Source organism: Streptomyces sp. NPDC001903, assembly GCF_042891345.1.
GTDB lineage: Bacteria > Actinomycetota > Actinomycetes > Streptomycetales > Streptomycetaceae > Streptomyces.
The window spans coordinates 207,227-233,327 of the sequence record NZ_JBIASZ010000012.1 but is presented as its reverse complement, the minus strand read 5'-3'; the positions used below and the strand labels follow the sequence as shown (position 1 = coordinate 233,327).

At 70.8% G+C, this 26,101-nt stretch carries 23 protein-coding genes; 9 read left to right on the top strand and 14 right to left on the bottom strand.

Going from position 1 to position 26,101, the window contains the following annotated elements; all coding sequences use genetic code 11:
• Window positions 1-21: 21 nt before the first annotated feature.
• Window positions 22-3,441 carry a BTAD domain-containing putative transcriptional regulator gene (locus ACFYZS_RS25875; protein ID WP_389017046.1) on the top strand — a complete coding sequence of 1,140 codons (3,420 nt, stop codon included), beginning with the start codon at window positions 22-24 and terminating at the stop codon, window positions 3,439-3,441.
• A gap of 39 nt (window positions 3,442-3,480) precedes the next feature.
• On the opposite strand, the gene ACFYZS_RS25870 is transcribed toward ACFYZS_RS25875, so the two are convergent.
• Together ACFYZS_RS25870 and ACFYZS_RS25865 are read right to left on the bottom strand one after the other, a co-directional pair.
• Window positions 3,481-4,386 carry a TIGR03619 family F420-dependent LLM class oxidoreductase gene (locus tag ACFYZS_RS25870; RefSeq protein WP_389017043.1) on the bottom strand — a complete coding sequence of 302 codons (906 nt, stop codon included), beginning with the start codon at window positions 4,384-4,386 and terminating at the stop codon, window positions 3,481-3,483.
• An 83-nt stretch (window positions 4,387-4,469) separates the two neighbouring features.
• The gene (locus ACFYZS_RS25865; RefSeq protein ID WP_389017040.1) at window positions 4,470-5,102 is read right to left on the bottom strand and encodes a hemerythrin domain-containing protein; all 633 of its coding nucleotides are present in this window, start codon (window positions 5,100-5,102) and stop codon (window positions 4,470-4,472) included.
• A 381-nt stretch (window positions 5,103-5,483) separates the two neighbouring features.
• On the opposite strand from ACFYZS_RS25865, the gene ACFYZS_RS25860 reads away from it, so the two are divergent.
• Complete coding sequence (locus ACFYZS_RS25860) at window positions 5,484-6,371, top strand: hypothetical protein (protein WP_389017037.1); 888 nt, start codon at window positions 5,484-5,486, stop codon at window positions 6,369-6,371.
• Between the two features lie 130 nt (window positions 6,372-6,501).
• On the opposite strand, the gene ACFYZS_RS25855 is transcribed toward ACFYZS_RS25860, so the two are convergent.
• Together ACFYZS_RS25855 and ACFYZS_RS25850 are read right to left on the bottom strand one after the other, a co-directional pair.
• A complete protein-coding gene (locus tag ACFYZS_RS25855) occupies window positions 6,502-7,059 on the bottom strand; it encodes a DUF3291 domain-containing protein (RefSeq protein ID WP_389017034.1) in 558 nt (185 codons plus the stop codon).
• Between the two features lie 554 nt (window positions 7,060-7,613).
• A complete protein-coding gene (locus tag ACFYZS_RS25850; RefSeq protein ID WP_389017031.1) occupies window positions 7,614-9,050 on the bottom strand; it encodes a carotenoid oxygenase family protein in 1,437 nt (478 codons plus the stop codon).
• A 372-nt stretch (window positions 9,051-9,422) separates the two neighbouring features.
• Here ACFYZS_RS25850 and ACFYZS_RS25845 point away from each other — a divergent pair, with 372 nt between their 5' ends.
• The 3 genes from ACFYZS_RS25845 to ACFYZS_RS25835 all read left to right on the top strand — a co-directional run bounded on the left by ACFYZS_RS25845 (window position 9,423) and on the right by ACFYZS_RS25835 (window position 12,163).
• Window positions 9,423-9,995 carry a hypothetical protein gene (locus ACFYZS_RS25845; RefSeq protein ID WP_389017028.1) on the top strand — a complete coding sequence of 191 codons (573 nt, stop codon included), beginning with the start codon at window positions 9,423-9,425 and terminating at the stop codon, window positions 9,993-9,995.
• A 222-nt stretch (window positions 9,996-10,217) separates the two neighbouring features.
• On the top strand, window positions 10,218-10,793 hold the full coding sequence (locus tag ACFYZS_RS25840; RefSeq protein WP_389017025.1) for a hypothetical protein: 576 nt from the start codon (window positions 10,218-10,220) through the stop codon (window positions 10,791-10,793).
• A 797-nt stretch (window positions 10,794-11,590) separates the two neighbouring features.
• Window positions 11,591-12,163, top strand: a complete 573-nt coding sequence (locus ACFYZS_RS25835) for a hypothetical protein (protein WP_389017022.1) — start codon at window positions 11,591-11,593, stop codon at window positions 12,161-12,163.
• Window positions 12,164-12,292: 129 nt separating this feature from the next.
• Here ACFYZS_RS25835 and ACFYZS_RS25830 read toward each other — a convergent pair whose 3' ends face one another.
• Window positions 12,293-13,204 carry a LysR family transcriptional regulator gene (locus tag ACFYZS_RS25830; protein ID WP_389017019.1) on the bottom strand — a complete coding sequence of 304 codons (912 nt, stop codon included), beginning with the start codon at window positions 13,202-13,204 and terminating at the stop codon, window positions 12,293-12,295.
• Between the two features lie 212 nt (window positions 13,205-13,416).
• Here ACFYZS_RS25830 and ACFYZS_RS25825 point away from each other — a divergent pair, with 212 nt between their 5' ends.
• Window positions 13,417-13,830, top strand: a complete 414-nt coding sequence (locus tag ACFYZS_RS25825; RefSeq protein ID WP_389017016.1) for a hypothetical protein — start codon at window positions 13,417-13,419, stop codon at window positions 13,828-13,830.
• Between the two features lie 710 nt (window positions 13,831-14,540).
• Here the strand turns inward: ACFYZS_RS25825 and ACFYZS_RS25820 are convergent.
• Both ACFYZS_RS25820 and ACFYZS_RS25815 read right to left on the bottom strand, forming a co-directional pair.
• Window positions 14,541-14,783 carry a hypothetical protein gene (locus tag ACFYZS_RS25820; RefSeq protein WP_389017013.1) on the bottom strand — a complete coding sequence of 81 codons (243 nt, stop codon included), beginning with the start codon at window positions 14,781-14,783 and terminating at the stop codon, window positions 14,541-14,543.
• Window positions 14,784-14,900: 117 nt separating this feature from the next.
• Window positions 14,901-15,161 (bottom strand): hypothetical protein, encoded by a 261-nt coding sequence (locus ACFYZS_RS25815; RefSeq protein WP_389017010.1) that lies wholly within the window; start codon window positions 15,159-15,161, stop codon window positions 14,901-14,903.
• A 173-nt stretch (window positions 15,162-15,334) separates the two neighbouring features.
• On the opposite strand from ACFYZS_RS25815, the gene ACFYZS_RS25810 reads away from it, so the two are divergent.
• Window positions 15,335-16,927 carry a CocE/NonD family hydrolase gene (locus tag ACFYZS_RS25810; protein WP_389017007.1) on the top strand — a complete coding sequence of 531 codons (1,593 nt, stop codon included), beginning with the start codon at window positions 15,335-15,337 and terminating at the stop codon, window positions 16,925-16,927.
• A 192-nt stretch (window positions 16,928-17,119) separates the two neighbouring features.
• Here the strand turns inward: ACFYZS_RS25810 and ACFYZS_RS25805 are convergent, their stop codons facing one another.
• Window positions 17,120-17,971: an NAD(P)H-binding protein gene (locus ACFYZS_RS25805; RefSeq protein WP_389017004.1), complete on the bottom strand. Its 852-nt coding sequence runs from the start codon at window positions 17,969-17,971 to the stop codon at window positions 17,120-17,122.
• Between the two features lie 88 nt (window positions 17,972-18,059).
• Between ACFYZS_RS25805 and ACFYZS_RS25800 the strand changes: the two genes are divergently transcribed.
• Window positions 18,060-18,482, top strand: a complete 423-nt coding sequence (locus tag ACFYZS_RS25800) for a winged helix-turn-helix transcriptional regulator (RefSeq protein ID WP_389017001.1) — start codon at window positions 18,060-18,062, stop codon at window positions 18,480-18,482.
• 216 nt (window positions 18,483-18,698) lie between these two features.
• On the opposite strand, the gene ACFYZS_RS25795 is transcribed toward ACFYZS_RS25800, so the two are convergent.
• The 6 genes from ACFYZS_RS25795 to ACFYZS_RS25770 form a co-directional block, all read right to left on the bottom strand.
• Window positions 18,699-19,739: a vWA domain-containing protein gene (locus ACFYZS_RS25795; RefSeq protein WP_389016998.1), complete on the bottom strand. Its 1,041-nt coding sequence runs from the start codon at window positions 19,737-19,739 to the stop codon at window positions 18,699-18,701.
• Window positions 19,740-19,861: 122 nt separating this feature from the next.
• Complete coding sequence (locus tag ACFYZS_RS25790) at window positions 19,862-20,506, bottom strand: response regulator (RefSeq protein WP_389016995.1); 645 nt, start codon at window positions 20,504-20,506, stop codon at window positions 19,862-19,864.
• The gene (locus ACFYZS_RS25785) at window positions 20,458-21,804 is read right to left on the bottom strand and encodes a histidine kinase (RefSeq protein ID WP_389017264.1); all 1,347 of its coding nucleotides are present in this window, start codon (window positions 21,802-21,804) and stop codon (window positions 20,458-20,460) included. Before ACFYZS_RS25785 ends, ACFYZS_RS25790 begins: the two co-directional genes overlap by 49 nt.
• Window positions 21,805-21,826: 22 nt before the next feature.
• Window positions 21,827-22,567: a CPBP family intramembrane glutamic endopeptidase gene (locus ACFYZS_RS25780; RefSeq protein WP_389016992.1), complete on the bottom strand. Its 741-nt coding sequence runs from the start codon at window positions 22,565-22,567 to the stop codon at window positions 21,827-21,829.
• Window positions 22,568-22,909: 342 nt separating this feature from the next.
• Complete coding sequence (locus tag ACFYZS_RS25775) at window positions 22,910-24,433, bottom strand: MFS transporter (protein ID WP_389016989.1); 1,524 nt, start codon at window positions 24,431-24,433, stop codon at window positions 22,910-22,912.
• A gap of 98 nt (window positions 24,434-24,531) precedes the next feature.
• The gene (locus ACFYZS_RS25770) at window positions 24,532-25,128 is read right to left on the bottom strand and encodes a TetR family transcriptional regulator (protein ID WP_389016986.1); all 597 of its coding nucleotides are present in this window, start codon (window positions 25,126-25,128) and stop codon (window positions 24,532-24,534) included.
• A gap of 277 nt (window positions 25,129-25,405) precedes the next feature.
• Here ACFYZS_RS25770 and ACFYZS_RS25765 point away from each other — a divergent pair, with 277 nt between their 5' ends.
• On the top strand, window positions 25,406-25,891 hold the full coding sequence (locus ACFYZS_RS25765) for a hypothetical protein (protein WP_389016983.1): 486 nt from the start codon (window positions 25,406-25,408) through the stop codon (window positions 25,889-25,891).
• The last annotated feature ends 210 nt before the right edge of the window (window positions 25,892-26,101 follow it).

The following is a 26,101-nucleotide window of genomic DNA, read 5'->3' as shown; positions in this document are numbered from 1 at the left end:
GCCGTTTACGATGTGGTTGTCATGGTCACAATGAAGGTGCTCGGCGCGTTCCGGGTCGAGGTCGACGGCCGCCCGGTTGCCGCACCGGGTCGGCTCGCCCGGATGGTTCTGGTCCAACTCCTGCTCGCCCGCGGAGAGGTCGTCTCCACGGAGCGGATCATCGAGAGGTTGTGGCCCACACGGGTCCCGTCGAGCGCGCAGGCCTCGCTGCACGCCTACATCGCGCGCCTGCGGCGCCTTCTCGAACCGGAACGAGCGCCGAGGACCGCCGCCCGGCTCCTGCTCAGTGCGCCCTATGGCTACGCCCTCGCACTGGAGCGGGACGCGGTGGACGCCTGGGTGTTCGAGGACCGGGTCGCGGCCTGCTCGGTTGCCGGTCTGCCCGCCCACGCCGCGGCCGAGGGCTTGGCCGAAGCGCTCGGCTCGTGGGGCGGGCAGCCGTACGCGGAGTTCGCGGACGAGCCGTGGACGGCCGGTGAACGCACCCGCCTGGAGGAACTGCACCGGGCTGCCCGCGAACGGCTCGTCGCCACGCGGCTGAGCCACGGGCAGGCTGCGCAGGCCCTCACCGACGCGGGCGCGCTCACCCGGGAGCAGCCGTTGCACGAGGAGGGATGGCGGTTGCTGGCGCTGGCGCTGTGGGCCCGCGACCGCCAGGGGGACGCCCTGGCGGCACTGAGGCAGGCCAGGCACGTCCTCGCAGAAGAACTCGGCGTCGAACCCGGTCCGGCCCTGCTGGAGCTGGAGCAGGCCCTGCTGCACCAGCGTCTGGACGTCCTCCACCGAGACACCGGAACGCCCACCGCGCCCACCGCGCGAACCGGGGCGCCCACCGCCGCCACGGCGCTCCGCAGCCCCGGCGCGGCGGCCGGACAGAGAACGCCGACTGCACCGACTGCACTGACTGTGCCGACGGTCCTCACGGCGAACAGCCTCCTGGGCCGTGACGAAGAGCTGGCAGCAATCGCCGATGCGGCGGAGCGGGCACGCGGCGGCCGCGCGCAGGTGGTCCTGGTCTCCGGCGAGGCAGGCATCGGCAAGTCGAGCCTGTTGCAGGCCGCACTACGTCAACTGCCCGCACAGGGCTGGCTGGCCGGATCCGGACAGTGCCCGGAGACCGACGGCGCCCCGCCCGGCCGGGCCTGGTTCGACCTCCTCCCCGGTCTCGCCGAAGACGCGCCACCAGGACCGTACGGCGACGAGCTGGCCCCTCTGCTGGCCCCGGGCACGTCGAGCGGTTCCGCGCAGCCGGACGGCAGCCCGGCCCGGCGCTTTCGGCTGCACCGGGCGCTGCTCGGCTGGCTTCGCGACACGGCCGCGCGGCAGCCGCTGGCGATCGCGCTGGACGACCTGCACCGGGGCGACCAGGAGAGCGTCGAGCTGTTCCTGCTCTGCGCCGAGCAGCTGCGCGACGTCCCCCTGCTCCTGGTCGGCTCGTACCGCACCGGCGAGGGAGACCTGACCGGAGCACTGTCACGCCTGGCCGCCTGCTCGCCCGTACGAATCAATCTCGCGGGCCTGACGGACGCCCAGTCGAAGGAACTGCTGCGGCGGTCGGCGACCCACATCAGCGAGCAGGCCGCGGCGGCCCTGGCCGAACGTGCCGGGGGCAACCCCTTCTACCTCCGCGAGAGTTCCCTCCTGCTCGCCGGTGAGGGCGAGCAGCAGGCCCTGGCCCGGATCCCGCAAGGGGTCCAGGACGTACTGCGGCGCAGGCTCGCCCTGCTCGCACCGACCGTCACGGCCGGACTGCGACTCGCGGCCGTCGCCGGACGCGAGGCCCCGATCGCCCTCCTTGTGGAGGCCGCGGACGGAGATCCCGAGCAACTCCTCGACGCCCTGGACGCTGGCGTGACCGCCGGGCTGCTCACCGAGCCGCGGGCGGGTACGGTCCGCTTCAGCCACGCCCTCGTACGCGACGCCCTGGAGGCGGACCTCACGCGCCTGCGGTTGGCCCGGATGCATTCCCGACTGGGCAGGAGCCTGATCGCCCTCGGCTCGGACGACGTCGCCGCCACCGCCCACCACCTCCTGCGGGCGGCCGCGGTCGTGACCGCCGACGCCGGCCCCGCGGTCCACCACGCCCGGCTTGCCTGCGAGCAGGCCGTGCGCCGCTACGCCCCGCAGAACGCCGAAGCCCTCCTGAACACGGCCCTCGGCCTCCTGGCCGACCATCCGGCGGCCTTCGCGGACCAGGACGCGGCCCTGCTGCGCGTGATGCTGCTGGGCCAGCTCGTCGACTGCCGGATCCGGATGGGGGCCGTCGTACCGGCCCGCGACGCCCAGCAGCAGGCCGTGCGGGTGGCCCGTGCCGAGGGCCGGGCAGACCTGCTGACCGCCGCCTACACGACATGGACCGAACCGACGCCCTGGCGCGTCCGCCCGTACGCGGCCAGTGATCCCGAGGCCGTCGAGGAGCTCACGAACCTGCTGGAGAAGCACCACCCGGACGACCGGCAGCGGTGCCTGCTCCTCGACCAGCTCGCCGACGCACTCGACGACACCGACCCCCGCGCCGTGACCGTGGCACGCCAGGCCGTGGAGCTCGCCAGGACCATGGGCGATCCCCGGCTGCGGGGCCTGACCCTCACCTCCCTGCTGCGCCGCATCGACTGCGAACTGGAACCAGCCGCCTATCTCGAACTCCACGAAGAACTCGCCGAGGTCGCCGCTTCCCAGGACAGCCCCGAGTACTCCTGGATGACTTCCTACACCGCCGCCCGGATCGCCGCCGCCGGCAACGACCCGGCGCGGATGGAGCGGTGCCTCGTGCACGCCGACGAGATCGCCCGCACCTACGAGCTGCGCGGTGCCTTCGCCATCGCCCAGCTGCGCCGCCCCATGGTCGCCATGGCCCAGGGCCGGTTCGGCGAGGCGGAGCAGGACCTGGCGTCCGCGGTGGCGGAACTGCGAGCGCGTGGGGCGGTGGACCTCAGCGGCCTGGCGGGCCTGGCCGCCGGGTGCATCCGCCTGCAGCAGGACCGGCTCGCCGAGGTCCTGCCGGTGGTGCTCGCGGTGTGGGAGCAGTACCAGCCGCTCAACGAAGCCCTCACCGCCCTTGCCCTGCTGGCCGCGGACCGCACCGAAGAGGCTCGCGAGGTCTTCGCCCGCAGGGTGCCGATTCGCCGCGACTTCGTCTACTCCATCCTGACCGCCCTGCGTGGCATCGCCGCCATCGCCTTCGGCGACCGGCAAGCGGCCGCCGAGGTCTACCGCGATCTCTTTCCCTTTCAGGGGCTGGCAGGCGGAGCGAGCAGCCTCAGCCTCGTCTTCCGGCCCGTCGCGCAGACCCTGGGCGAGCTCGCCCAATTCCTGGGCCATGCCCAGGAAGCGCAGGGCCACTACCGGGAAGCCGCGCGGGTGGCAGCGGCATGGGACTCCCCGCACTGGTCGGATGCCGCCCGGGCGGCCCTGGCCCGCCTTGGGCAGGCGTGCGAGTAGAACGCGACGGTCACGTCGGCGGAGCCCGGACCGGGCTCCCTAGGCCAGCTCGGCCATGAACTCCGCCGCCAGCTCGAGGAACCGGCCCGGCGAGTCCGTCGTCAACTGGAGGTCCACGAGCACCTCGTCGGTCTCCGCCGCGCACATCGTGCGCAGGTGGTCGCAGATCTGGCGCACGGTCCCACGGTGGTGACCCTCCGCGAGGTCGGCCGCGGACTTGGTGACGTCGGGGTTCACGCGCAGCACCCGCCGCAGTCCTGCCGGATCCCGTCCCGCCCGTTCGGCCGCCTCGGAAGCCACGGCCCACAGACCGCGGAAGTACTCCAGCGGCATCGAGGCCGCGAGCCAGCCGTCGGCACGCCGGCCCACCCGCTCCAGGGCACGTGGGGTGAATCCGCCCAGCAGCACCGGCGGCCGCGGCTTCTGGAGGGGCTTGGGCAGGACGGTCGACTCGGGGATCGTCCACAGCGGGCCGGTGTGGACCACCGACCCGGGCCGCCATACGGCGTCGAGGACGTCAAGAGTCTCCTCCAACCGGGCGCCCCGGCCCGCCCAGGGCACTCCGGCGGCCCCGTACTCCTCCCGCATCCAGCCCAGCCCGATGCCCACATCCAAACGCCCGCGGCTGAGCAGGTCCAGTGTCGTCAGCGCCCGGGCGAGCACGAGGGGCGGCTGCCACAGGGCGTTGAGCGTACTGCTGCCCAGCCGGACCCGTTCGGTCGCCATGGCTGCCACGCCCAGCGCGAGCAGCGGGTCGAGGTGGGTGCCGTAGCGGACGGGCATCTTCCCGCCCGGGTACCCGTCGGGCGGGGTGAGCGGGGCCAGGAGGCGGTCGGCCACCCAGAGGCTGTGGCAGCCCAGCGCCTCCAGCGCCGTGCACATGCCGGCGGAGAGGTGGGGGTCGGCGAACGGGCCGAACTGGGGTACGGAGAATCCGATGCGCATCGATGAGGTCCTCGATCGGTGAGGGGTGGACAACGGGGGCCGGACGCGCTGGCGCGCATCCGGCCCGGTCGGCGGGGCGGCGGTCAGGCGGTGGTACGCCGGCCCCGGATCCGGTCGGTCTCGCGGCGGTACTGCCGCTGCCCGAGCAGCTTCCACAGCACCCGCGCCGGAACGGGCAGCCGGGCGAGGAATTCCCTGCGCTCCTCAGGAGAGGTGTCCTCCAGGATGGCGCCCAGCGCGATCATCAGCCGGTTGCGGGGCGTCTCGGCGAGACCCCGCTCCCCGACCGCGTGCCAATCCTTCTCGTTCACGTGGAGGGCGACAAGAGGCATGACCTGACGCTCCTCCTCGTCAAGATGGGCGCACAGCTGCCGGTGATGCCGGCGCAGCGCCTCGGCCAGCTCGTCACGGTCCTCGGACAGGGCCCTCGCCTGCCACCGGTCCATGAGCACCTGGACCTCTCCGATCCCGTCGGAGAGCTCCCGGTGCTGCGCCTCCATGGCCAGCACCTGCTCGGCATCGAGGTCCAGATGGGGCAGCAGGACCGGCCAGAGCATCTCGTCCTCCCCGGTGTGGTGGGCGTGCAGGCCGATCGAGTAGAGCCGCCAGTGCTCGGCGAGGATCCGGGCGCGGGCGGTGTCTGCGGGCCGAACGTCCTGGACGAGGTCGGCCAGCAGACGCGACTCGCGGCGGAACACTTGGTGGATCATCGCCATCTCGCGGGTGTAAGGGTGAACGGCAGAGTCTGAAGCATTGCTCGTGGTCATGCCCCCAGTCTTCGGAGCCCGATTGCCGGGCACTTGCACCCGACTTGCCGTACCTGGCTCACGTGAACGTCGGCTCGAGGCGGAGTGCAGATGACGGAACTTGTTCGCCGGTTCGGGCTCCGACCCCATCCGTGGTGCGGTCGTACTGAGCAATCGGCTGGGCGAAGGAGACTGACGAGGAACACAGGAGCTCGGACTCCGAGTACCCCGCCGATATACGGCCTGCGGCGCTCGCCTCGACGCCGCGGGGTGGGCGTCGTCTGGCGCCCGACGCGCGGTGTCCTGCGGGGATGCCGGTCGGGCTGTCGTGGGGGCGGGAGACTTCCGGGTATGGACGTGGAATCGGTGGCGGGGGAGTTGTACGGGCTTTTGCCGTCGGAGTTCACCGCTGCCCGGGACGCCTACGTGGCCGAAGCCCGCAAGGCGGGTGACAAGCAGCTCGTCACGGCGATCGCGGCGCTGCGGAAGCCGACGCTCGCGGTATGGACGGCAGGGCTGCTGGCCCGCCGCCGGCCTGACGAGGCGAACCGCCTCGTCCGGCTCGGCGAGGCGCTGCGTACCGCGCACCGGACCCTGGACGCCGCACAGCTGCGGAAGCTGTCGCATGATCAGCATGTGGTGATCGGCGAGCTGGCCCGTACGGCGGGTGCCTTGGCCGCCGAGGCCGGGCAGAGCGTGAGCGAGCCGGTGTTGCACGAGGTCGAGCAGATCCTCCACGCGGTTCTCGCCGATGCCGACGTAGCCGAGCGGTGGTCGAGAGGGCAGCTGGCGAAGACGCCGGGGGCGGTGTCGGGTTTCACCGGCCTTGAGCCGTTGCCCGGCGCAGCTCCGCCGAGACCGGCGCAACAGGCCCGGCCGGACGGATCCGAGACGGAGCACGCACGGCCCCCGAAGGGGGATGCGGACGGTCGGGCGGGGCAGGCGCGCCGCGAGCGTGTGGAGGCGGCTCAGGCGGAGTTGGCCGAGGCCAGGGCGGAGGCGGAGCGCCTGGAGGCGGAGCAGGCCGATGCGCGCGAACGGCGGGACCGAGCGGACGCTGCCCTGGCTGCGGCCGAGGAAGACGTACGGGCCGCGAAGGAGCGGCTGGTGACCGCCCGTACGGAGAGCACGGCCGCGGCCGGCCGCGTGCGGGAGGCGGAACGTACGGCTGTGAAAGCGCGGGCGCGGTGGGAGGCGGCCGGCCGGAAGGTCGAGAAGCTCACTGGCTCGGACGGGTGATCTCGCAGCAGGGGATCACCGAACGGGCTTTCAGAGTGCTGTGGTTGGCCGGGCGGCCGGCCGGCCGGGCGACGCCGCCGATACGGGCCGCCCGCCGCTCCTCCTGCCGGCGGCCCGCCACTGCGCCTTGTCAGCCAACCTGGTCGCTCTTCGGTCCGACGCCTTCGCTCCTGGTCGGAGTTCCGTCCGGGGTGAACGCGTGGTGGAAGGTGAAGGCATGGGGCGCAGAGCCGTGGTCGCGGAGGTGCTCCAGCCTGGAAACCCCGTCCTGCCAGGTGGGTATCACGCCGTCGGAGACCCACCAGAACACGTAATTCGGGTGGCCTGTCCTCTCGAACCAGTCGTAACGCCTGTTCAGCGCCCCTCGGTGCAGACCGGTGTAGACGGCGTCGAAGGCGGAGCGCGCGTCGGTCCAGAGTGAGAGGGTCGTGGCCAGGGCGGTGGTTTCCACCGTGCGGCCCTTGTCGTACCAGGTCGGTACGGCGAACTCGCCCCATGCGCCCCAGTCCGCCCCGAAGAGCTTGCCCGGGTCACCGTCTGCCGTTTCAGCGCGCGCGAGGTATCCGGGGTGCTGACTGATCTTCCCGTAGACGGCCTCACCAGTGGCGTAGAACTCGCGCGTGAGGGGTCCGGGATCGGCGAGAGGTGACTTCAGGACGCCGAATGTGTACAGCGCAAGATGGGGCATGCGTCTCTCCCTGATTGGGGGTGCCTGGTTGTGGACCCGGTTCGGTGGCTTGCGCACGGCGCGAGGATTCGTGGTGCGTCACCAACTCATCCCGTCGCGGGTGGCTCAGCCTGAACGAACTCCCTTGCGACCGTGGGTGATCGCCGAAGACCAGGTGAAGATAGCTGCCACTGCGGCCCATGTCGAAGTTGCGTTTTCCCTGCCCACATGGCCTCTTGCACAGGCATCACGGGGGCTTGCGATCTTGGCCCGGTGCCGCCGCCACCCCAGCCTCGCCGCCTACGACGTCCACGCCGCGGAAGCGGGCCGTCGGCGATGGCGCAAAGCCCCGGCCGGTCTTCAACGACCGGCTCCTGGCCACGCTGATCCGCCTCCGCCACGGCGTGCCACGCACGACCTGGCGGCCTGCCGGTTCGGCGCCGCCCGCTCCACGATCACCCGGGCGATCAGCGAGGTGTGGCCCCTACGGGTGCAGGCGGCGCGCGGGCGCCGGGCGCTCGCCAGGTCGGCACGTGACAGCGGGTGGCGTACCGCGCACCACCGCGCTCGGCTGCTCAGCCGCCGTCGGTGGGCAGCCAGCAGCCGTGCAGGCCGAGCGGGACCCGGACGGGGATGCGGGCGCGTGCCACCGGCCCGGAGGCCGGGTCCTCGGCGGGTACTACCAGGAACCAGCTCGCCCCGTCGGTGCGGTCGGTGGCGAAGGTGAGCCAGTAGCCGCGCTCCTCGGAGTCGGTACCCGGCTCGGGAGCGAAGACCGGTTCTCCGACCGACAGGTCCCCGGCGTCCCAGATGCGGGCGGTCCCCGTCCGTGCGTCGTGGAAGCGCACTGCGTCGTACTCGCCCGGCAGCAGGTCCGTCCTTCCGGTTGCGGTGGCCAGTGCGGTGTGCTGGTGGCGCCGGCCGATGAGGCGGTCGTCGATGCGGGGGAACTCCACCCGGGCATCGTCCAGGAGGGTGCGGGTCATGGTGCCGGCCGCGGGGTCGATGCGCGCCCGTGTCAGACCGCCGCTGACCGGGTCCTGCGCCGCGTCCGGTGTGGCGCCGACGGTCAGCCGGCTCCACTGGACGTAGTCCAGGACGACCGGGGCCTCCTCGCCGGAGCCGTCGTCGTACGCGTTCACGGTGTGCCACAGCCAGAACGCCTCGTCGGCCGCCCAGCGCGGCGGTCCGCCGTCGCGGGGGATCAGGACCACGCGGGTGCCGCGCTCGGGCCGCCAGGCCAGGAACGAGCCGCCCGCCATCGCCGCGTCCAGGTCGAAGAAGGCGGGTGCGAGGACCAGGACGGCGTAGCGGCCGGTCAGGGCCATGTCGTGGATCATCATCGGCTCGTCCACGCCCTCGACGATGGTGGGCCCGCGCATGACGGTGCCGTCGCGGCCGATGACCGACCAGGTCAGGTACGGCGGCTCCAGCCCGTAGCAGAAGACGACCATTTCGCCCGTGACCGGGTCGATCTTGGGGTGGGCGGTGATCCCCGCGGGCAGGGCCCCTTCGAAGTCCTCGCGGCCGAGGGTCTCCAGCCCGGCGCCGATCCGGAACGGGCAGGCCGACTCGGCGAGGGCCAGCATGCGGCCCCCGTGCCGTACGACGTTGATGTCGGGCAGGTCCCGGAAGGTGCCCGCGAGCGCCGGCCCGACCTGCCCGGCATCCGGCATGATCATCGACTCCAGGCCTCCCCACAGGGCCCGCCCGGCCCGTTCCTCGGCCTCCAGGGCCGGGGTGCGTACGAAGCGGTTGCGGTAGCGGGCGCGGCCTTCCGAGAGCCACACCCCGTGCAGCATGCCGTCGCCGTCGATGGGGTACAGGTACGAGCCGATCGGCGTGAAGCGGGGATTGGGCCCGTTGCGCAGGTACACGCCGTTCAGGGCGGCCGGGATCTCGCCCGTCACCTCCAGCTCGGCGGCGTCGACCTCCTCGGTCACCGGCGCGAAGGAACCCAGCAGGTGGGGGACGCGGGTGGGATCGAAGCGGGGCGGCGTGTGCGTGTTCACGGAACCTCCCGGAGCGTGGTGCGGCGCCTTCCGGCACCTTCCGGCACCTTCCAGTGAAACGCGGGACGGACACCGGTGCCATGCGCCCGGAGGCTCCCGGAATGCCGAGCTGTGCAGGGCTGCGCACGAGGGAGCCGGACGGGTTCCTGCCCCGGCCGGCCGCGCCGTGGGCACGAGCCCCGGTACGACATCTCCCACACCGGTCTCTGGCCGTGCGGCGGCCGCCAGTGCCACACCGGCTCGGCTGTCGTGGCCGCGGTACGGGCCGGTCCCCGGTCGACACCCCGTGAAGGGCGGGGGAGCATGAACTCGAGGGCCGCCCTGTCACGTGCCCCTCCTCCCTCCCGCTCGACCTCCGATGGGAGAACCTGCATGTACCGACGCACCCGACGCGCCGCCATTACGTCCCTGCTCGTCTCCTCGTTCGTATGCGGTGGCGCCGTCGTCCTCGCCCCGGCCGCCGGCGCTGCAGTCCCGGCCGCCAGCTGTACGGTCACGCCGGGGCCGAACGACACGTACGTCACGATCACCGGCGAGGGGTTCACGGGACCCCGCAAGCTCAACGACGGCCAGACCACCGAGGACCTGGCGATAGGCCCGGACGGAACCTTCCGCGTGCAGCGCTTCCGGAAGAACGTCGACTACACGGTGCTCGCGGTCAACGAGGACCAGAACTTCATCTTCGTGAACTGCAAGAGGGTGGGCTCGGCGGCGACACCGAAGCCCCAGAACCCGCAGAACACGACCCCGGTCCAGCCCGGTTCCCGACGGGACATCGCCCAGGGCCGCGCGGCCGGCACCCAGGCGGGCACCGCGGCGGCCAAGAAGAGCTGCGCGACCAAGCCGGTGGCGGACAAGTCCGGCCAGCAGCACAGCGATGCCTACTGGCAGGCTTGGACCCAGGCGGCCAACCGCGCCTTCAACCAGGTCTGCAACGGCAGGTGAGCCGCTTCATTCCGGCCTATGGGGGACGGGCGCCGCTGCGAACCGGCTGATCATGCTCGGGCGATAGGGCTCCATGAACTGTCGTGTTCGGAGCGGGAGTTCATTCTCCCTGCTGTCTCGAGCGAGCCACGCCCCTGGCGGGTGCGCGTGCGGGGCCCGGAACGAGCGCTTAGCCTCGAAATGAGGCGACGTTTTCCTCCGCTCTCCCCCATGGAGGCTGTCATGAAGGGTCGCCACTCCCTCTTCCTTGCCGCACCGGTCTGCGCGGCGCTGATTCTGGGGCCCGCCGCGGGCGCCGTCGCAGCGCCCGTGCGCGCCCCTGCCGCTCCTGCCGCTCCTGCCGCTCCTGCGGTGAGCTGCTCCCTGACGGAGGTGTCGCCGGGCTCGTTCGAGCTCGTGAGTACCGACCTCGTCGGGGTCACCGTCGTTGACGTCAAGAGGGACGGGGCCCTCATTGCGCAGCTCCCCGTGACCGCCGACAGCGTCAGGCTTCCCGATCTCAAGTCGGGTACGTACCAGTTGGTGCCACATGCGGGCCCGGGTACGCTGCCCGGCGCAGGCACGTGCACGACCCCACCCGAGGGTAAGACCACCGAGGACGGCACGACGCAGGAGGAGGCGCGCAAGAGCTATGACCAGGGCTACCGCGACGGCCTGCGGGCGGTCAAGGACACCTGCGCCGGCACCGAGCCGCCGAAGACGGCCAAGCCTGACGAGAACTACCTGGCAGGCCACGCCAAGGGCGTGGAGGACGGGCTGAAGCACTTCTGCACGGAGAAGAAGAGCGACCACTCCTGACAGGCGTCCCGCCGGCGAACGGTCCGTCGATCACGTGTTGTCGGTGGAGACGGCGCACATCCATGTCTGCTGTGCTGGCTGTCAAGTCGCAGTACGTTCGTTGGCAGTTGGGTAGGGAAGGCCGGACAGGACGACACTGGCCGCAGCAGGCGATCACGTTCCGGTTGGCCGCTTTTGCTCCTGCGGGCCGCGACCACGCTTTCGTAGACGCTTCCCTGTGGCCGTCGGCGGTTCCATCCCATGCCGAGTGCTTGCGTCGGGACGGCCTTGCGGCGGGCTTCTACGCCCTTCTACGCCCCTACACCTGTCCCAGTTGCCCTTGGCGCCAACGCCGGCCGGTAGCCCCTGGACCCTGGGCCGGCGACCGGCTCCTGGCGGAGTACTCGGTTTTGGCTGGCGGGTGCTCTGGAGAGGCCGCCGCAGGCCCTGGCAGGTATTCTCGGAGAAGAGCCCCCATGGCGCGGGGCCACCGCAGGCCGCCATGACGGCCCGTCAGCCCGTCCGTATTCGCGGACAGCCGACGTCGAGCGCCGATCCCTGACCGACCGGTTGGGCCGGCCGCGCCCTTCTTGTCGCGACACGTCTCGCGTCACCCGCCATGGCGAGCCCGATCCCTGATTCCGTACGCACCCCGGCAGCATCTCTGCCATGGAGGGAAACGCATGAATCGGCAACGTCGTTGTGCACTGCTCGCCCCACTCCTGGCTTCCGCGGTGGCTCTGCCCCCGACGATGGCGGCCCAGGCAGCCTCTTCGGCTGTGCAGGCCCCTGCCGCCGCGGCATGCCAACTGAAGCCCGTGAGCGGCACCTCGTCCCGTGTCAACGTGGTCATCACGGGCTTCCCGGCGAAGCAAAAGATCACGATCAACCGGGTCGGCAGCAGGTCGTCGAACGCGCAGGTCGATGCGCAGGGCAGCCTGACCGCGAAGAACCTGCGCGATGGGACCTACAACATCAAGTCACGCAACAGCAATCATGGCCCCAACGTCGCGTGCACAGATGCGCCCGCCCCTGTGAGCGTCAACATCTCGGATGCCGACGTGGCCGCGACCAAGCCGGACACCCCCACGGTCAAGTGCAATCAGATGACTCCCGTGACGTTCGAGGGCACCCTCACGGGTACGGGTACCGGTGACATCAGGATCGTGTGGGTGAGCCCGGATACTAAGAAGCAGTCCGAGCCCACGATGAAGTTCACCGGCCCGAGCTCCAAGACCCCGGCATTCGTCGTCAACGCCCCCGCCCGCTCTACTCCGGCAGAGCCCCGGCCCTCGGTGCAGGCCCAACTCAAGGTGCCCCGCCAGGGATCGGAGACGGGCGTGTCGTCGGCGGTCTTCACGGTGACGCTGAACTGTGAAAACGGGACCTGACCCGAAAGCTGCCCGAGCTCACCAACCGGCCAGCCGGGGAAGCGCTGGACCGTACTGCTGGAGCCCTCCGGTCAACCCGGACCGGGGGGCTTGGCCACCGTGTGCTGCCAGTGGTCCCGACCATCCTGGTCACGTCTGGTTGACGGACCTCATCGTGAGCGCGGTGCGCGCCAGGCCGCGCAGCCAGGCGTGGGCGGGGTCGCTGTCGTAGCGCTGATGCCATGACAGGTATACGGGTGCCGAAGGCAGTTCGAGCGGCAGGGGGAGCACGACGAGGCCGAGGTCGGCGACCGCTGCCCGAGTGGTGGCTTCGGGGACGCTGACCAGGAGGTCGGAGTCGCGGGCGAACTCCAGCGCGGCCGCTTCGGTGGGTGCGGTCGCCACCACGCGGCGGGTGAGACCGAGGGGTGCGAGGGCGCCGTCGACGGCATTGCTGAGGCTTCCGCGTCGCGAGACGTTGACGTGTTCGGCGGCGGCGTACTGCTTGGCGCTGACGGTCTTTACGCGGGTGAGGGGATGTCCCCGCCTCGCGACGATGACGAGGCGGGTCTCGCCCACGTTCTCGGCGCGGATGTCGGGTGCGCCGGAGTGCTGGGCGTTCGCCTCCAGGTCGACCTCGCCGCGCCGCAGCTCGGGAGTGTCGATGCTCGATTCCGCGATGAAGCGCAGTCGCACGCCCGGCGCCTGCGCGCGTACGGATGCGAGCAGTGCGGGGCCGCTCAAGGCGACCAGTGAATCGTGCCAGCGCAGCGTGAACGTGCGCTCCAGCGTTGCCAGATCGAGCTCACGGCTCGGAGCCAGTACTCCCTGGACCTGGTGCAGCAGCTCGTGCACCTGTTTCCGAACGGCGATCGCGTAAGGCGTCGGGGTCATGGTGCGGCCAGTGCGCACCAAGATCTGATCCCCGGTCGTACGCCGGATCCGGCCCAGACTCCGGCTCATGGCGGGGGCGGTGACATGCAGGCGCGCGGCCGCCCCGGCCACGCTTCCCTCCTCCAGCAGTGCGTCGAGCGCGGCGAGGAGATTCAAATCCAGTTGCATGTGAGTAATCCTAGCCATGCTTGACATGCATTCGGCGCTAATCGAGGGGCTGTACGCCTTCGAAACGAAAGCGCAAGGCAGACCGCACCACTCGCTCCGGAGCTGGCGCCCGCCGGCGCCCCCGTACTGGCAGAGTTGCACCTGGCGGTTTGCAGGGCATGCGCGGCCGCCGCCGACGCCTATGCACTGGAGGGTCGATGAACCGTCGTGTCTTGAGCGCCACGCTGAAGGTCTCACTGCCGCCCGAAGCTGCCTTCCGGCTCTTCACCGCCCGGGGTGAGTGCGACTGGGTGCCGGGCTGGGAACCCGTTTTCCCGGTCGAGACGCCGGACGACACGGCGCCGGGAACCGTCTGGCTCACCACGTCGCACGAAGAGGAGACGACGTGGCTGGTTGCCTCCCGAGACTTCCCGCGGTCGGTCTCCTACGCCCGGATCACCCCGGGAGTCCGGGCCGGGACGGTCACCGTCACCCTGGCAGCGACCGAGGTCGGCAGCGAGGCGACGGTCGTCTACGACATGACGCCCCTCACCCCGGCCGCGGCCGGGGCTCTCGACGAGTTCGCCGCCGAGTACCCGTCCTTCATCCGTTCCTGGGAAGAGCTCATCGCCACCCACCTGGCTTGACCGCCGCCCTTCGAGCGCACCGACGGCACGAGGACACCGGCGTCCAGGCCGTCCATGCGGGTCACTGACGAGCTTCTGGCGGAGCGCCCGCCTCTGATCGCTCGCCGATCTGGACGGTGGGCCGGTCGCGGGAGCGGCGCGGGTCTGTCGGGCGACGGTGTGCATCTCTTCAAAGAGCCCGGACGGCACGGGACTTGACGGGTGAGGATCGATGCCGTGTCATCGTTAAAGGGGCAACGACGGCGGGTGGCGCGGTGGCGACAGGGGGGCACGACGAGCCGGGTGGCGAGTCGGCACGCGATGACGCGAACCCACAGCCCAGTGCCCCGAAACCTCCACGCCAGCAGAGCAGTTGGGCTGCCGACAACGTACCCGTGATCATCCTGGCTCTCATCGTCCTGGTGCTGATGATCGTGGGCTCGATGTCCAACGACAGCGTCACCTGCCCCGGCGGAGCGACCAGCTGCGGTGTTCCCTGAAAACGCCACCGCATCTCAACATCGGATGCCTGATGATCGGGCCGAGGGCGGACAGCGAGTGCTACTGGGACGCGCGGTTTTCGTGATGTCCGTGTCGCCCTGCCCCGTGAGCCTCCGCCGATGACGTCCGGGTATCCGCCGCTGGCATCCAAGGGTGCGAGCGGTGGGTGACTCGCCTTGATCTCGTCGAGGAGCATGCGCAGGGCGGGGCTGTGTTCTGCCGGGAGTCGTTCACAGACCGCGGATGGCCTCGGCCAGGTCCGATCCGTAGGAGGACCAGCAGATCACCGAGCCGTCATCGTCGAGCTGCCCCATGTACCACTCGCCGCCGTCCCTCGCGAGGCACAACTCGTGGAACGCGAGGATCACATCGGGTCGGAGCGACTCGTAGTCGTCCTGCCCGGGCAACTCGACGACCACGAGCCGATCGACGGAGAGCGTGGCAGCGCTTTGGTCTCCGGAAAGAGCGCGCACACGATCGATCGTCCATCCGGCGGGGAGTCCTGAGTTCACCGGTGCATGGTCTCAGCAGGGCGCCCGTCCCAGCCACTCTTTCAAGACTGCGAATGGCTCCGCGATCCCCACTGTTGCTCAGGCGGCGTGCCAAGGCGTCCACTTGCGCTCGCTGTTCTTCACGATGCACTCGCGCAGCTTGTACGGATGCCCCTCGGACGGGTTGCCGGAAGCGACCGTGATGTAGAGCCCTTTGTGGCCGCGCGTGGAGGCGACGCGGCCGGTGCTCGGCTCCGCCTCGACCGCCCAGCCGTCGGGGCTGGTGTCCTTGGTGGCGAGGGGTCGCCCCCACGGCCATGGGCGCAGCCCGCCATGCGCCCCCGCGCCCGCGCGGACCACCAGGAGCCCACCGCCCCGCGGCCTGCATGGCCGGTGCCGGGCCGAGACCGCGTCCGCCCGCCCGCCGGGCGGCATCACCCTCCGTAATGATTGCAAGGGGAGGCTTCCCCTCGGTGAGAGTTTCCGCATATGTTGAAATTAGTTTCCACGCGTGAGGAAATTAGGAGTTGGTCATGCGAACGATCAAGAACGAGTGGATCACCGCGTCAGACGGCGTCCGGATCTGCACTGATGTGTACCTGCCTGACGGGGACGGGCCGTTTCCGGCGCTGTACGCCGTGGCGCCGTACCAGAAGGACCTGCTGCACCTGCCGGCGGTGTCGATGTACCGGTTCATCGAGACCGGACCCCTCGACTACTGGATCGGCCACGGCTATGCCGTCGTGGTCGGCGATCAGCGGGGCACCGGCAAGTCCGAGGGGCGGTTCGAGCTGTTCGGCCCCGCCGAGCAGCGCGACTTCTACGACACCATCGAGTGGATCGCCTCCCGGCCTTGGTCGACCGGCAAAGTGTCGATGATCGGGGAGAGCGCCTACAGCGTGAACCAGTGGCTGGCCGCCGCGCAGCGCCCGCCGCACCTGACCTGCGCGCTGATCTACAGCGGATTCACGAACCTTTACCACGACGCCGTCTACCACGGCGGGGTCTACTCCATGGGGTTCCTCAACTTCTGGTCGACCGACCAGCTCCGCGCCGGCGCCACGATCGGCGGCAGCACTCCGCCCCGGCCCGGCGGCACCGCCGACCCGGTCGGCATGACCCTGGACCGGCCCGTCTTCGACGACTGGTGGGAACAGCGGGCGGTGAAGGTGGAGGACATCGACGTCCCGGTGCTGAACATCGCCTGGTGGTACAGCATCGGCCTGCACCTGCGCGGTCAGCTCGACGGCTACGAACGGCTCAAGGGCACCGACAGGCGACTCGTCGTACTCGACGGCACCGACAGCCACGAGCGCTACTACCAGCCCGATTTCCTCGACACCCACATCCGCCCCTGGTACGACCACTGGCTCAAGGGCGTCGACAACGGCGTCATGGACGGCCCAGCGGTCCGTATCCAGGTCGCCAACTCCGGGCGCCCACTGCGGGAGGAGTCCGAATGGCCGCCCCGGCGTGCCGTGCCGGTCACCCTCTACCTGGACCCGGAACCCGCGCACGCCGTCCTCTCACTCAACGACGGCAGCCTTGCCACCACCCCGCCCAGCCCACCGGAAGGAACGGCGACCGCCTACGACTACCCCAACCCCGAGTGGACGGTGGGCACCACCGTGATCACCGACGGCATCCCACAACCCACCCGGGGAATCCTCACCTTCACCACCGCGCCCCTGGAACACGACACCGAGGTCACCGGGAAGATCACCCTGGTGCTGTACGCGGAGTCCGACCAAACCGACACCGACTTCCACGTCAAGATCTCCGAGCAGAAGGCCGTGCCCAAGCTCAGGGAGGCCCTCATGCGCAAGGTTGCGAAGAACGTGCCGCCGCCGTCCGCCATGGTCACCCGCGGCTGGCTGAAGGCATCCCACCGCACCCGACCGCCCCAGCCGATCGAGCCGGGAGCGGTCGTCCGCTACGAGATCGAGATCTGGCCGACCTCCTATCTCTTCCCCAAGGGCAGCCGGATCCGCCTGGAGATCGCCAATGGTGACTCGGCGGTCGCCGACGGCCTGTTCCACCACTACTACGGACACAAGGCGGGCCGCGACCTGATCCACCACGACGCCGACCACCCCTCCCACCTCGTTCTGCCCGTCATCCGCTAGCTCCCCGATTCGGCCGGCTCGCAGACACTGACGCGTGTTCGGTCCGTCCGGCGATCCGGTGGTCGACATCGCCGAGGTCACGGAGGAGTGCGTGCCGTACCGCCGGCCGGCACCCCAACGGCGCTGTTCGTCTGGAGCCACACCCCTGACGCCGAGGGCAGGCCTTCCTACAGGTAATCGCGGCTGCGAGCCTCAGCCCGTGAGCGCGCTGCGCTGTCGCCGCTCCTCGCTCGCCTCCGGCCTTGCAACGGACGCGGCCGCAGCGGCCGCGGCCAGCGGATCGCGAGCTGCCCGGCCAAGGAGGTCGGTGAGGTCGGATCCGGTACCTGCCAGGAAGCCGTGCCGGATGCCTGTGGCTATCGAGGCGAGCATCGGCGGTTGGAACGGCAGCAGCCCCGCCGTCTCGTCAAGGAGTCGGCGCCGGTACTCACCGAGGGTGATGGGGCGATGCGTGACGCCGAGTTCGTCGGCCACCTGCGCCGCCGTGATCGGCGTGCCGACGAGGTCGTACACCCGCCCGCGATGAGGTGCGGGATTCGACGCCACCGCCGCCGCGGCCTCGGCCAGGTCCTCTCGCGAGACCGCGGCCAAGGCGCCATCCCCGAAGGCGGACTCCACGCCGTGACCGGTCCACATCAGCAGACCGCCGAAGAGTTCGGCGTACAGGCCGTTGCGCAGGATCGTCCACGGCAACCCGCTCGCCCGCACCAGGCGCTCGGTCGCACGGTGTGCCAGAGCGAAACCGAGATGATCGCCCGCAGTGGTCAGGCTCGTGTAGACGACGTGGCCGACGCCGTCGTTCACGGCGGCGTCCAGGACCGCTGTGTGCCGGGCGACGACCTGGTCGTCCTCGGCATAGCCGGCGGAGACGAGTACCAGAGTCGACACACCGGCGAGGTCGAGGCGCCTGTGGTCGTCGAAGTCGAGACGCCGGATCCCCTCGCCCGGCGTGCGGCTGCCGCCCATCGCAGCGGCGCCACGGGCGTGCAGCGCCGCAAGAGTGGTCGAGCCGAGGTTGCCGTTGGCTCCGGTCACCAAAATCATGATCGATCGCAGTCTTCCGTCGTGGTTCTCATCAGTAACTACGCTTGATCCTCGACCGCACGCTCACCGGCCACAAGAAGGCAGTTCGATGTCACTGAGGCACACCGAGGTAACCACCACCCCCGCCGACCTCGACCCGTGTGGGCGCGAGGACCACCCCGACTGCGGCATCCGCGATGTCCTGGATCGCATCGGGGACAAGTGGTCGGTGCTCGTGATCGTCGAGCTCGCCGGCGGGCCACGCCGCTTCCGTGAACTCCAGCGCGCCATCGACGGCATCTCCCAGCGCATGCTCACCCTGACCGTACGCAGGCTCGAACGGGACGGCCTCGTGCTGCGCACCGTGTACCCGACCGTCCCGGCCAAGGTCGACTACCGCCTGACCGGGACCGGGGCCGGTCTGACCCACCTGGTCAAAGCCCTCGCGGACTGGTCCCTCGCACATCGTGTCGTCATCGCCGAGGCACGGCAGGCGTACGACCAGACCCACCCCGACCACGACATCCGCTGACGCGAGCAGCTGTCGCGGCATGTCGGGTCCGAGTGTCAGGGCGCCGTACCCGCGAGGCACTGGAGGAGCGACGGGTGGGTGCCCGCGACGCGGCGGAGGCCCTGATACATGAGGCTGCCGCCCGCTTCGTCCGCGACGGAGCGTAACCCTTCGGTATGTCAGGGCCTGCCAGACGACCGGCGGCCCCCGGCCCAGCCTGCGGTTCGTGATCGGGCGTCAGACCATGACCAGCAGCCGCGTGTTCGACACCAGCTTCCGGTTCACGCTGGTGCTCTGCACGAAGATGGTGAAGTCGTCGTTGTGGTCAGGCTTGACGCGGACCTCCGTATCGGGCAGGCCGAGCAGGGCCCGGGCCTCCGGTCCCGTATACACCTGGTCCGTCTTCTTCTCCAGCACCGCGATCTGCTTCCGGGCCTGAATCTTTTCCGACTTGCTCAGCTGGTAGAAAGCACAACCGGTCCGGTATTCCTGCCCGCACTCGATGACCCATTCCCGGATCGCCGCATCGCGAGCCACGGGAATCAGCTGGTATTGCGACGGATCGACCGGGGTGAGACCGACCGCCGCGATGGTTTCCTTGTTGACCGCATCGGCACCCGTGGAGAACACCGCCTTCGATCCCCGGATGCCCTTGGTGCGGCCCATCATGAAGTTTTCGGTGGCCTTCAGGATGACCTGGCCGGCTTCCTCCAGGCCCTGCGTGCTCGTTGCGTCCCAGATGGCGATGTTGTCCTTCGGGAAGCCGCACTGCATGGCCTCGCGCTTGCCTATCTGGTCCGGCACGAGGACGGCCAGCGTCCAGTTGTCCTGCTGCGTTTCGATCATCGTGGCCACGGCCTGTACCAGGTCACGAGGGCTGCGGGACGGGGCGTCCGGGCCACGGTGACTCGCGTTCTCCTGCCCATCGGTCAGGACGAACGTGAGGAAGCTGTGGTCGCCGTAGAGCTGGGCCGTCTGCGCCAGCTCCCGCTGCGACTTCAGCGTGGCCGCGAGCAGAGCCGTCATTCCCCCCGCCCGGTACAGCTGCTTCAAGGACGGCATGCGCAGCACGTCCTTGTCGTAGATGACGCATTCGACCTTGTCCGCGAAGACGTACACCGTCACACGGGTTTCCTGGTCCAGTTCCTGTGACCGGCGGGCCAGATAAGCGATCTGCTGATCGGCGACTTCGACCACCTTGTTGCTCAGGTGCGACATGGACGAACTGGCGTCCAGCACGAGAGCGACGTGATTGATGTAGTTCTGCTTTCCGGACATGGTGGCTCCCCCTGTTTCCGACTCGATACTTCGATCCTCCCATCCGCCACTGACAATCGATCTTGGAAGAGACCCGGGACCCGGGACCCGGGCCGCACGCTGGGCCCGCCTGCCCTGTCGACCTACCGCTTCAGGTAGGCCAGTACGGCCAGCACCCGGCGGTTGTCGTCCGCGGACGGTTCGATCCGCAGCTTCGTGAAGATGGCCGCGGTGTGTTTGGCGACCGCGCTCTCGCTGATGAACAGGGCCTGCGCGACGGCCGCGTTGGAGCGGCCCTCGGCCATCAGGCCCAGTACGTCCAGCTCGCGCGGCGTCAGCTCCGACGTGGTGCCGCGCGCGTCGCCGCGGGCCAGCAGCCGGGCGATGACCTGCGGGTCCATCACGGTGCCGCCCGCGGCGACGGTTCGGACCGCGTCGACGAACTGGGCGGTGTGCGTCACCCGGTCCTTGAGCAGGTACCCGATGGCTCCCCGGCCCCCGGCCAGCAGTTCGTGCGCGTAGAGCTGGTCCACGTACTGGGAGAGCACGAGGACCGGCAGCGCCGGGCGGACCCGGCGAGCTTCCAGGGCCGCCTGGAGGCCCTCGTCGGTGAAGGTGGGCGGCAGCCGGATGTCGACCACGGCCACGTCCGGCTCCTCCTCCAGGAGCGTGCGCAGCAGGGCGGGGCCGTTGTCGACGGCGGCGACCACCTCGAAGCCGTGCTCCCGGAGGGTGCGCGTCAGCCCGTCCCGGAGGAGGAAGAGGTCTTCGGCGAGGACGACGCGCACGGTATCTCCAAGGTCGCGGTGGTCGGTCCGCCCCGCGGGCTGTGCAGGACGAAGGTTGCGTCGAAGGGGTCCAGCCGGCGCCGGACGCCCCGCAGCCCGCTCCCGCCGGGGTCCGCGCCGCCGCGGCCGTCGTCGGCGACCGTGACCCGCAGCACGCCGTCCGCGTGGGTCAGGCGGATGCGGACCTCGGGGGCGCCGGAGTGCTTGGCGGCGTTGGCGAGCAGCTCCGCGACGGCGAAGTAGCCCGCGGACTCCACGGGCGCGGGCAGCCGACCGGGCAGGTCGGCCTCGACGTGGACGTCGAGATGACTGTCCAGGGCCAGCGAGCGCACGGCGTCGCCGAGTCCCCGGTCGGCGAGGACGGGCGGCAGGACTCCGTGGACCAGCTCCCTGAGGTCCTGGAGCGCCCGCTGGGAGGTGGCGCGCACCTCGCGCAGCAGCGCGCGAGCGGCCGGGAGGTCGGTGTCGAGGAGCCGCGTGGCCTCGTCCAGGGTCATCCCCAGGGCGACCAGCCGGGCCTGCGCGCCGTCGTGCAAGTCCCGTTCGATGCGCCGCAGTTCGGCGGCCTGGACGTCGAGGACCTCGGCACGGCTGTCGGCGAGGTGCTCGATGCGGCGGCGGAGTTCGGTCGTGTACGGGGCCGCCAGCAACCGCGCACTCCAGCGGGCGTGCAGGCGCAGAACGGCAGGAGCCAGACGCAGGCCCGCGACGATGAGCCCGAGGCCGAGCAGGAGCGCCGCCAGCATCGAGAGGGTGGAGTCGACCAGGACGAAGGCGTACCAGTTGCCGTCGCCCAGGAGCCGCCAGACGAAGGGCTGCACGAGCGCGCCGAAGACGCCGTACTCGACGAACAGCAGGGGCACGGCGACGAGCAGCGCACCCGTCCACGGTTCGCCCCAGGCCCAGCGCAGGTCGTGCCAGAACCCCTCGTCGCCGAGCACGGCGAGGGCCCGGCGCCACCGGTGTCCCGGCACGGGCGCAGCGATGGGGCCGCGCGGCAACGCAGCGTCCGGGAGCGGCTCCGGAGGGCTGATCGAGGTCCCCGTCCAGCGGGCGGCCCAGTCGCGGTAGCGGTCGGACAGGCGCCGCAGCGCCGCCGCGGCGGGCGGGAGCAGCGGGAAGCCGACCCCGAGGGGCAGCAGGAGCAGCGCGCACACCACGAGGCCGCCCGTCCCGAGCACGGCGAACGCGGCGAGCGAGAGCAACTGGCAGCGACCGAGATCCACCAGGGCGCCCCGGACGGCACCCCGGATGCCGGGACCCGCCCCGTCATGCCGGCTGCCCACCCGCTGCGCCATGCCCACCCGTGGTTCCCTCACGTCAGCGCGCCCCGTGCGCCGCCCCGTTGATCATATCGGGGTGTGTCGGCGTCCGGCGGGCCGCCGCGGCGGCGAGCCAAGGGAGCACCGCGGCCAGGCAGGCGGCGCCGAACAGCACCATGGGCAGCACCGCCCCGGACTCCTCGTCCGCCACCAGCAGCATCCCGAGGTTCACCAGCGCGTGGAAGGTACCCGCGAGCAACAGCCGGTTGCTGCCCACCTGTTCCAGGGCCAGTCCGAGGACGACGGACAACGCGACGGCGCCCAGCAGGAATCCGGCCGCGTACGCCGGTGCCTGAGCGAGGACCGGTACGTGCCACAGCCCCCAGACGACGCCCACCAGACAGGAGGTCGCGAGGGGGCCGAAGCGGGTGCGCAGCAGCGGCTGGAGGTAGCAGCGCCAGCCGATCTCCTCACCGCAGGCTCCGGCCAGTTGTGCGGCCACGACCAGCGCGAAGGGGTTCTCCAGCGCCCAGGGGCTGGTCAAGGACAGGCCGCCCGGCGACGCCAGGGCGCCGCCGCCCGCGCAGAGCGCGGTGATGAGGACGGGCGTGAGCAGGAGCGCCGTACGGCGGCCGGCCGGGATCCGCTCGGCGCGCGCGGCCGGTCCGCCGCCCCGTACGGGCAGGGCGCCTCTGAGCCGGTCCCGGATCCGGCCGGGCCACAGCAGCGCCACGGCCGCGACGGCCAGCGCGGGCCCGAACTGGGTCAGTTGCACCACCTCGGGAGGGATCCCCGTCACGGGCTGGACGGCTCCCCAGATCCCCGCTCCCACAAAGGCGACCGTGACGAAGACCCCGGTTTCCGCCGCCCACCTCGTCGGCACCCGTCCCCGACTCCGCATCCCCATCCGTACCTGTACCCGTACCCCGTCCGGCATGGTGCCCGGCCTCCCCGTCGATCGCGTCCGGCGCCTCCGTCGCGCCGGTCTGTGACGACTCTGCCGGTGCGGCGCCGCGCCGTCCTTGGACGTGGGTGCCGAGGGGGGTGTACCCAGGTACACCCCGCGCCCCCGACCGGTGGGGCGGGACCGAGACCGGCGACCCGGTCAGGGCGAGGGACTTTCGAGCCGGGTCGAAGCTGCTCAGGAGCTGTCGGTCCGCACGGACAGCGGGGTCGCGATCCGCTCCAGTGAACGCCCCTCGGCGGCCACCGCGAAGAAGACCGCGACCAGTCCCGCAGCGACCATCAGCCCGGCCCCGATGCAGAAGGCGAGGACGGTGTCGGCAGGAACACCGCTCGACGTCAGTTCGGCGAAGACCAGCGGGCCCGAGATGCCGCCGGCCGCGGTGCCGATGGCGTAGAAGAACGCGATCGCCATGGCCCGGGTCTCCATCGGGAAGATCTCGCTCACCGTCAGGTACGCCGAACTCGCCCCCGCCGAAGCGAAGAACAGTACGACGCACCAGCAGGCGGTCATGGTGAGCGCGGTCAGCTTGCCCGCCCCGAAGAGCCACGCGGTGCCGAACAGCAGCATCCCCGACAGGATGTACGTACCCGCGATCATCGGACGGCGGCCGACGGTGTCGAAGAACCGGCCGAGGAGCAGCGGCCCGAGGAAGTTGCCGAACGCGATGACGGCGAAGTAGTAGCCGGTGACGCCGCTGGAGACGTCGAAGAAGCGGATCAGGATCGTGCCGAATCCGAAGGTGATCGCGTTGTAGAGGAACGCCTGACCGATGAAGAGCGAGAGGCCGAGCACGGCGCGCCGCGGGTACGAGCGGAAGACGGTCCGGGCGATCAGGCCGAAGCCGATGCTGAGCCGCTGGGTGATGGTGATCGCTTCCTCGGGCTCGGGCAGCCGCTCGCCCGTCTCCGACTCCACCCGCCGTTCGACGTCCGTGACCAGGTCCTCGGCTTCACGGTCTCTGCCGTGGATGAGCAGCCAGCGGGGGCTCTCGGGTACGTGTCGGCGGACCAGCAGGATCACCAGCCCCAGGACCACGCCGAGGGCGAAGGCCAGCCGCCATCCCAGCCACGCCGGGAACACGTCGGTGTCCAGGGCGAGTACGGACAGCAGGGACCCGGCGACCGCCCCGAGCCAGAAGCTGCCGTTGATGATCAGGTCGACCCGCCCCCGGTACTTGCTCGGGATCAGCTCGTCGATCGCGGAGTTGATGGCCGCGTACTCGCCGCCGATGCCGAATCCGGTGAGGAAGCGGAAGAGGAAGAACCACCAGGCCGAGAAGGACAACGCGGTCAAGGCGGTCGCCGCGAGGTAGACGCCGAGGGTGACGAGGAAGAGCCTCTTGCGGCCGTAGAGGTCGGTCAGTCGGCCGAAGAACAGCGCCCCCGAGCATGCCCCGGCCACGTAGAGGGCGGCAGCGACACCGGTCACCTGGGCGTCGGTGACGGACAGGCCGCTGCCGTCCTCGGTGAGGCGCCCGGCGATGTTGCCGACGATCGTGACCTCAAGGCCGTCGAGGATCCACACGGTGCCCAGGCCGACCACGATCATCCAGTGCCACCGTGACCACGGCAGCCGGTCCAGTCTCGCCGGCACCTTGGTGGTGACCGTCTCCGTACCTGTCCCCGCCGCCGTACCCGTACCCGTACCCGTACCTGTCCCCGTGCCCCGATTTCCCGAGTGATCCCCAAGCTCCGCCATGCACGCGCGGCTGCCCGCCGCCGGGCTGCCCAAACCACCGCTGAGCCGAACGGAGGATGTCGCTCACGGCTGCGCCATCGCCGCAGGACCGCCCGCGGTCAGGGCGTGGCGGGCAGGGGGTCGGTGAGGTAGTGCTGGATGGTGGGGGCGATGAGGTCGGCGACGGAGGGGCCGGGGAGGGTGGCGATGGTGCCGACCTGCCAGATGTAGCGGTTCATGACCATGCCGACGATCTGGGTGGCGATGAGGCTGGCCCGCAGGTTGCGTTCGGTATCGGGCAGGCTGTGGGAGACGACGGCGAGCACGAGTTCGGAGAACAGCTGCCGCAGGCGTTGCAGGGCGGCGGGTTCCTGGGCGGCGGTGAGGATGATGGAGCGCAGCGTCTCGGCGGTGACGGGGTCCTCCCACAAGTTCAAGGTGGCCTGTACGAAGGCGTGCCCCCGGCGGTCCATGGGCTGTTCGGCGGCGGCGGCCACGGCGGCGCCGAACGCCTCGGGGGGTTGCATCACCTCTTCGAGCAGTCCGATCTTGGTGCGGAAGTAGTAGTTCACCAGGCCGGGGTCGACGCCGGCCTCCTGGGCGACCGACCGGAGTGAGGTCGCGGCGTAACCGCGTGTGGCGAAGGATCTGCGGGCGGCGGCGACGATCTTGTCAGCCTGCTCTCCGCGTTCACCCCGAGGGCCTCGACCGGTCACGCCGCATCACCTTCCGTAACGGTTGCAAGAGGGGCTTCCCCTCGGCGAGAGTTTCAGCATACGTTGAAATTAGTTTCCATGTGTGAGGAAATTACGAGGGCGTGCTCAGGGCCCGCCCCGGGGTGCCGCAGCCGCCGCGTTCCGCATCGCATCCACCCCGCACACGACCCATCGGCCCCGCAACAGCTCACAGGTGCCCTTGGCTCCTCGCCCCTCGCCCCTCGCCGTTGGCCGTGTGTGTGAGCACCACCCGACCCGGACAAGGAGTCCTGCCCCCATGACCCGCACACCCGACGTCGTCACCCCCGACGGCGTCACCCTCGCTTCCCTCGACACTCACCGCCTGATCGTCACCCTTCCGAACCAGGGCCCCGCCGACGTCCGCTCGAACCTCCCGCGCGCCACCGCCGCCGCCATGCTGCGCCGCCTCGCCGACGAGCTCGAGCCCGGGCAACTCCTCGTAGCCCTGCCCGGGCAGGCGTTCGCCACCCTCACGCAACTGCTCACCCGCCGACACCGCCCCGCCGAAGCCGCCCGGCTCGCCGCCGAGGCCCTCGCCCACCACACCCGCGAACTCGCCGGCATGCTCGACGCCGCCCTTGACCGGGGCATCCCCGCCCAAGCCCCGTCCGTCGGCCGCCGCCTCGTCGCGATGCTGCGCCGTCACGCCGTCGACCTCGACAGCCCGCCCCGGACCGCCATCGGTGTGCTCGACCTCGCCACCGCCCGCCGTGCCCGCCTTGCCCGCGGCCCGCAGCGATGAGCACCCGGCGCGGGCGAGCCCCCGGCCCCGCACCGGCCTCGCTGACGGGGTGTGGCCGGCGGGCGGTGGGTGGCCGTGTGCCGGCTTCAGGTGCCGGGACATCGGGCAGGGCGTGGGCCGCCTTGTCTGGCTTCGCCGGGCGGGTGGGTGAAGCTCTTTGGTGCTTCATGCCTCCGCCCATGCCCTGGTTTGGGACGATGCCGGAAGCAC

Excerpts from the sequence above, each read along its gene's own strand:
- ACFYZS_RS25830 (WP_389017019.1), bottom strand. The coding sequence starts at position 13,204 with ATGCAACTGGATTTGAATCTCCTCGCCGCGCTCGACGCACTGCTGGAG.
- ACFYZS_RS25875 (WP_389017046.1), top strand. The coding sequence starts at position 22 with ATGGTCACAATGAAGGTGCTCGGCGCGTTCCGGGTCGAGGTCGACGGC.
- ACFYZS_RS25765 (WP_389016983.1), top strand. The coding sequence starts at position 25,406 with ATGACCCGCACACCCGACGTCGTCACCCCCGACGGCGTCACCCTCGCT.
- ACFYZS_RS25805 (WP_389017004.1), bottom strand. The coding sequence starts at position 17,971 with ATGATTTTGGTGACCGGAGCCAACGGCAACCTCGGCTCGACCACTCTT.
- ACFYZS_RS25870 (WP_389017043.1), bottom strand. The coding sequence starts at position 4,386 with ATGCGCATCGGATTCTCCGTACCCCAGTTCGGCCCGTTCGCCGACCCC.
- ACFYZS_RS25865 (WP_389017040.1), bottom strand. The coding sequence starts at position 5,102 with ATGGCGATGATCCACCAAGTGTTCCGCCGCGAGTCGCGTCTGCTGGCC.
- ACFYZS_RS25785 (WP_389017264.1), bottom strand. The coding sequence starts at position 21,804 with ATGGCGCAGCGGGTGGGCAGCCGGCATGACGGGGCGGGTCCCGGCATC.
- ACFYZS_RS25840 (WP_389017025.1), top strand. The coding sequence starts at position 10,218 with ATGAAGGGTCGCCACTCCCTCTTCCTTGCCGCACCGGTCTGCGCGGCG.
- ACFYZS_RS25800 (WP_389017001.1), top strand. The coding sequence starts at position 18,060 with ATGTCACTGAGGCACACCGAGGTAACCACCACCCCCGCCGACCTCGAC.
- ACFYZS_RS25845 (WP_389017028.1), top strand. The coding sequence starts at position 9,423 with ATGTACCGACGCACCCGACGCGCCGCCATTACGTCCCTGCTCGTCTCC.
- ACFYZS_RS25860 (WP_389017037.1), top strand. The coding sequence starts at position 5,484 with ATGGACGTGGAATCGGTGGCGGGGGAGTTGTACGGGCTTTTGCCGTCG.
- ACFYZS_RS25795 (WP_389016998.1), bottom strand. The coding sequence starts at position 19,739 with ATGTCCGGAAAGCAGAACTACATCAATCACGTCGCTCTCGTGCTGGAC.
- ACFYZS_RS25855 (WP_389017034.1), bottom strand. The coding sequence starts at position 7,059 with ATGCCCCATCTTGCGCTGTACACATTCGGCGTCCTGAAGTCACCTCTC.
- ACFYZS_RS25775 (WP_389016989.1), bottom strand. The coding sequence starts at position 24,433 with ATGGCGGAGCTTGGGGATCACTCGGGAAATCGGGGCACGGGGACAGGT.
- ACFYZS_RS25810 (WP_389017007.1), top strand. The coding sequence starts at position 15,335 with ATGCGAACGATCAAGAACGAGTGGATCACCGCGTCAGACGGCGTCCGG.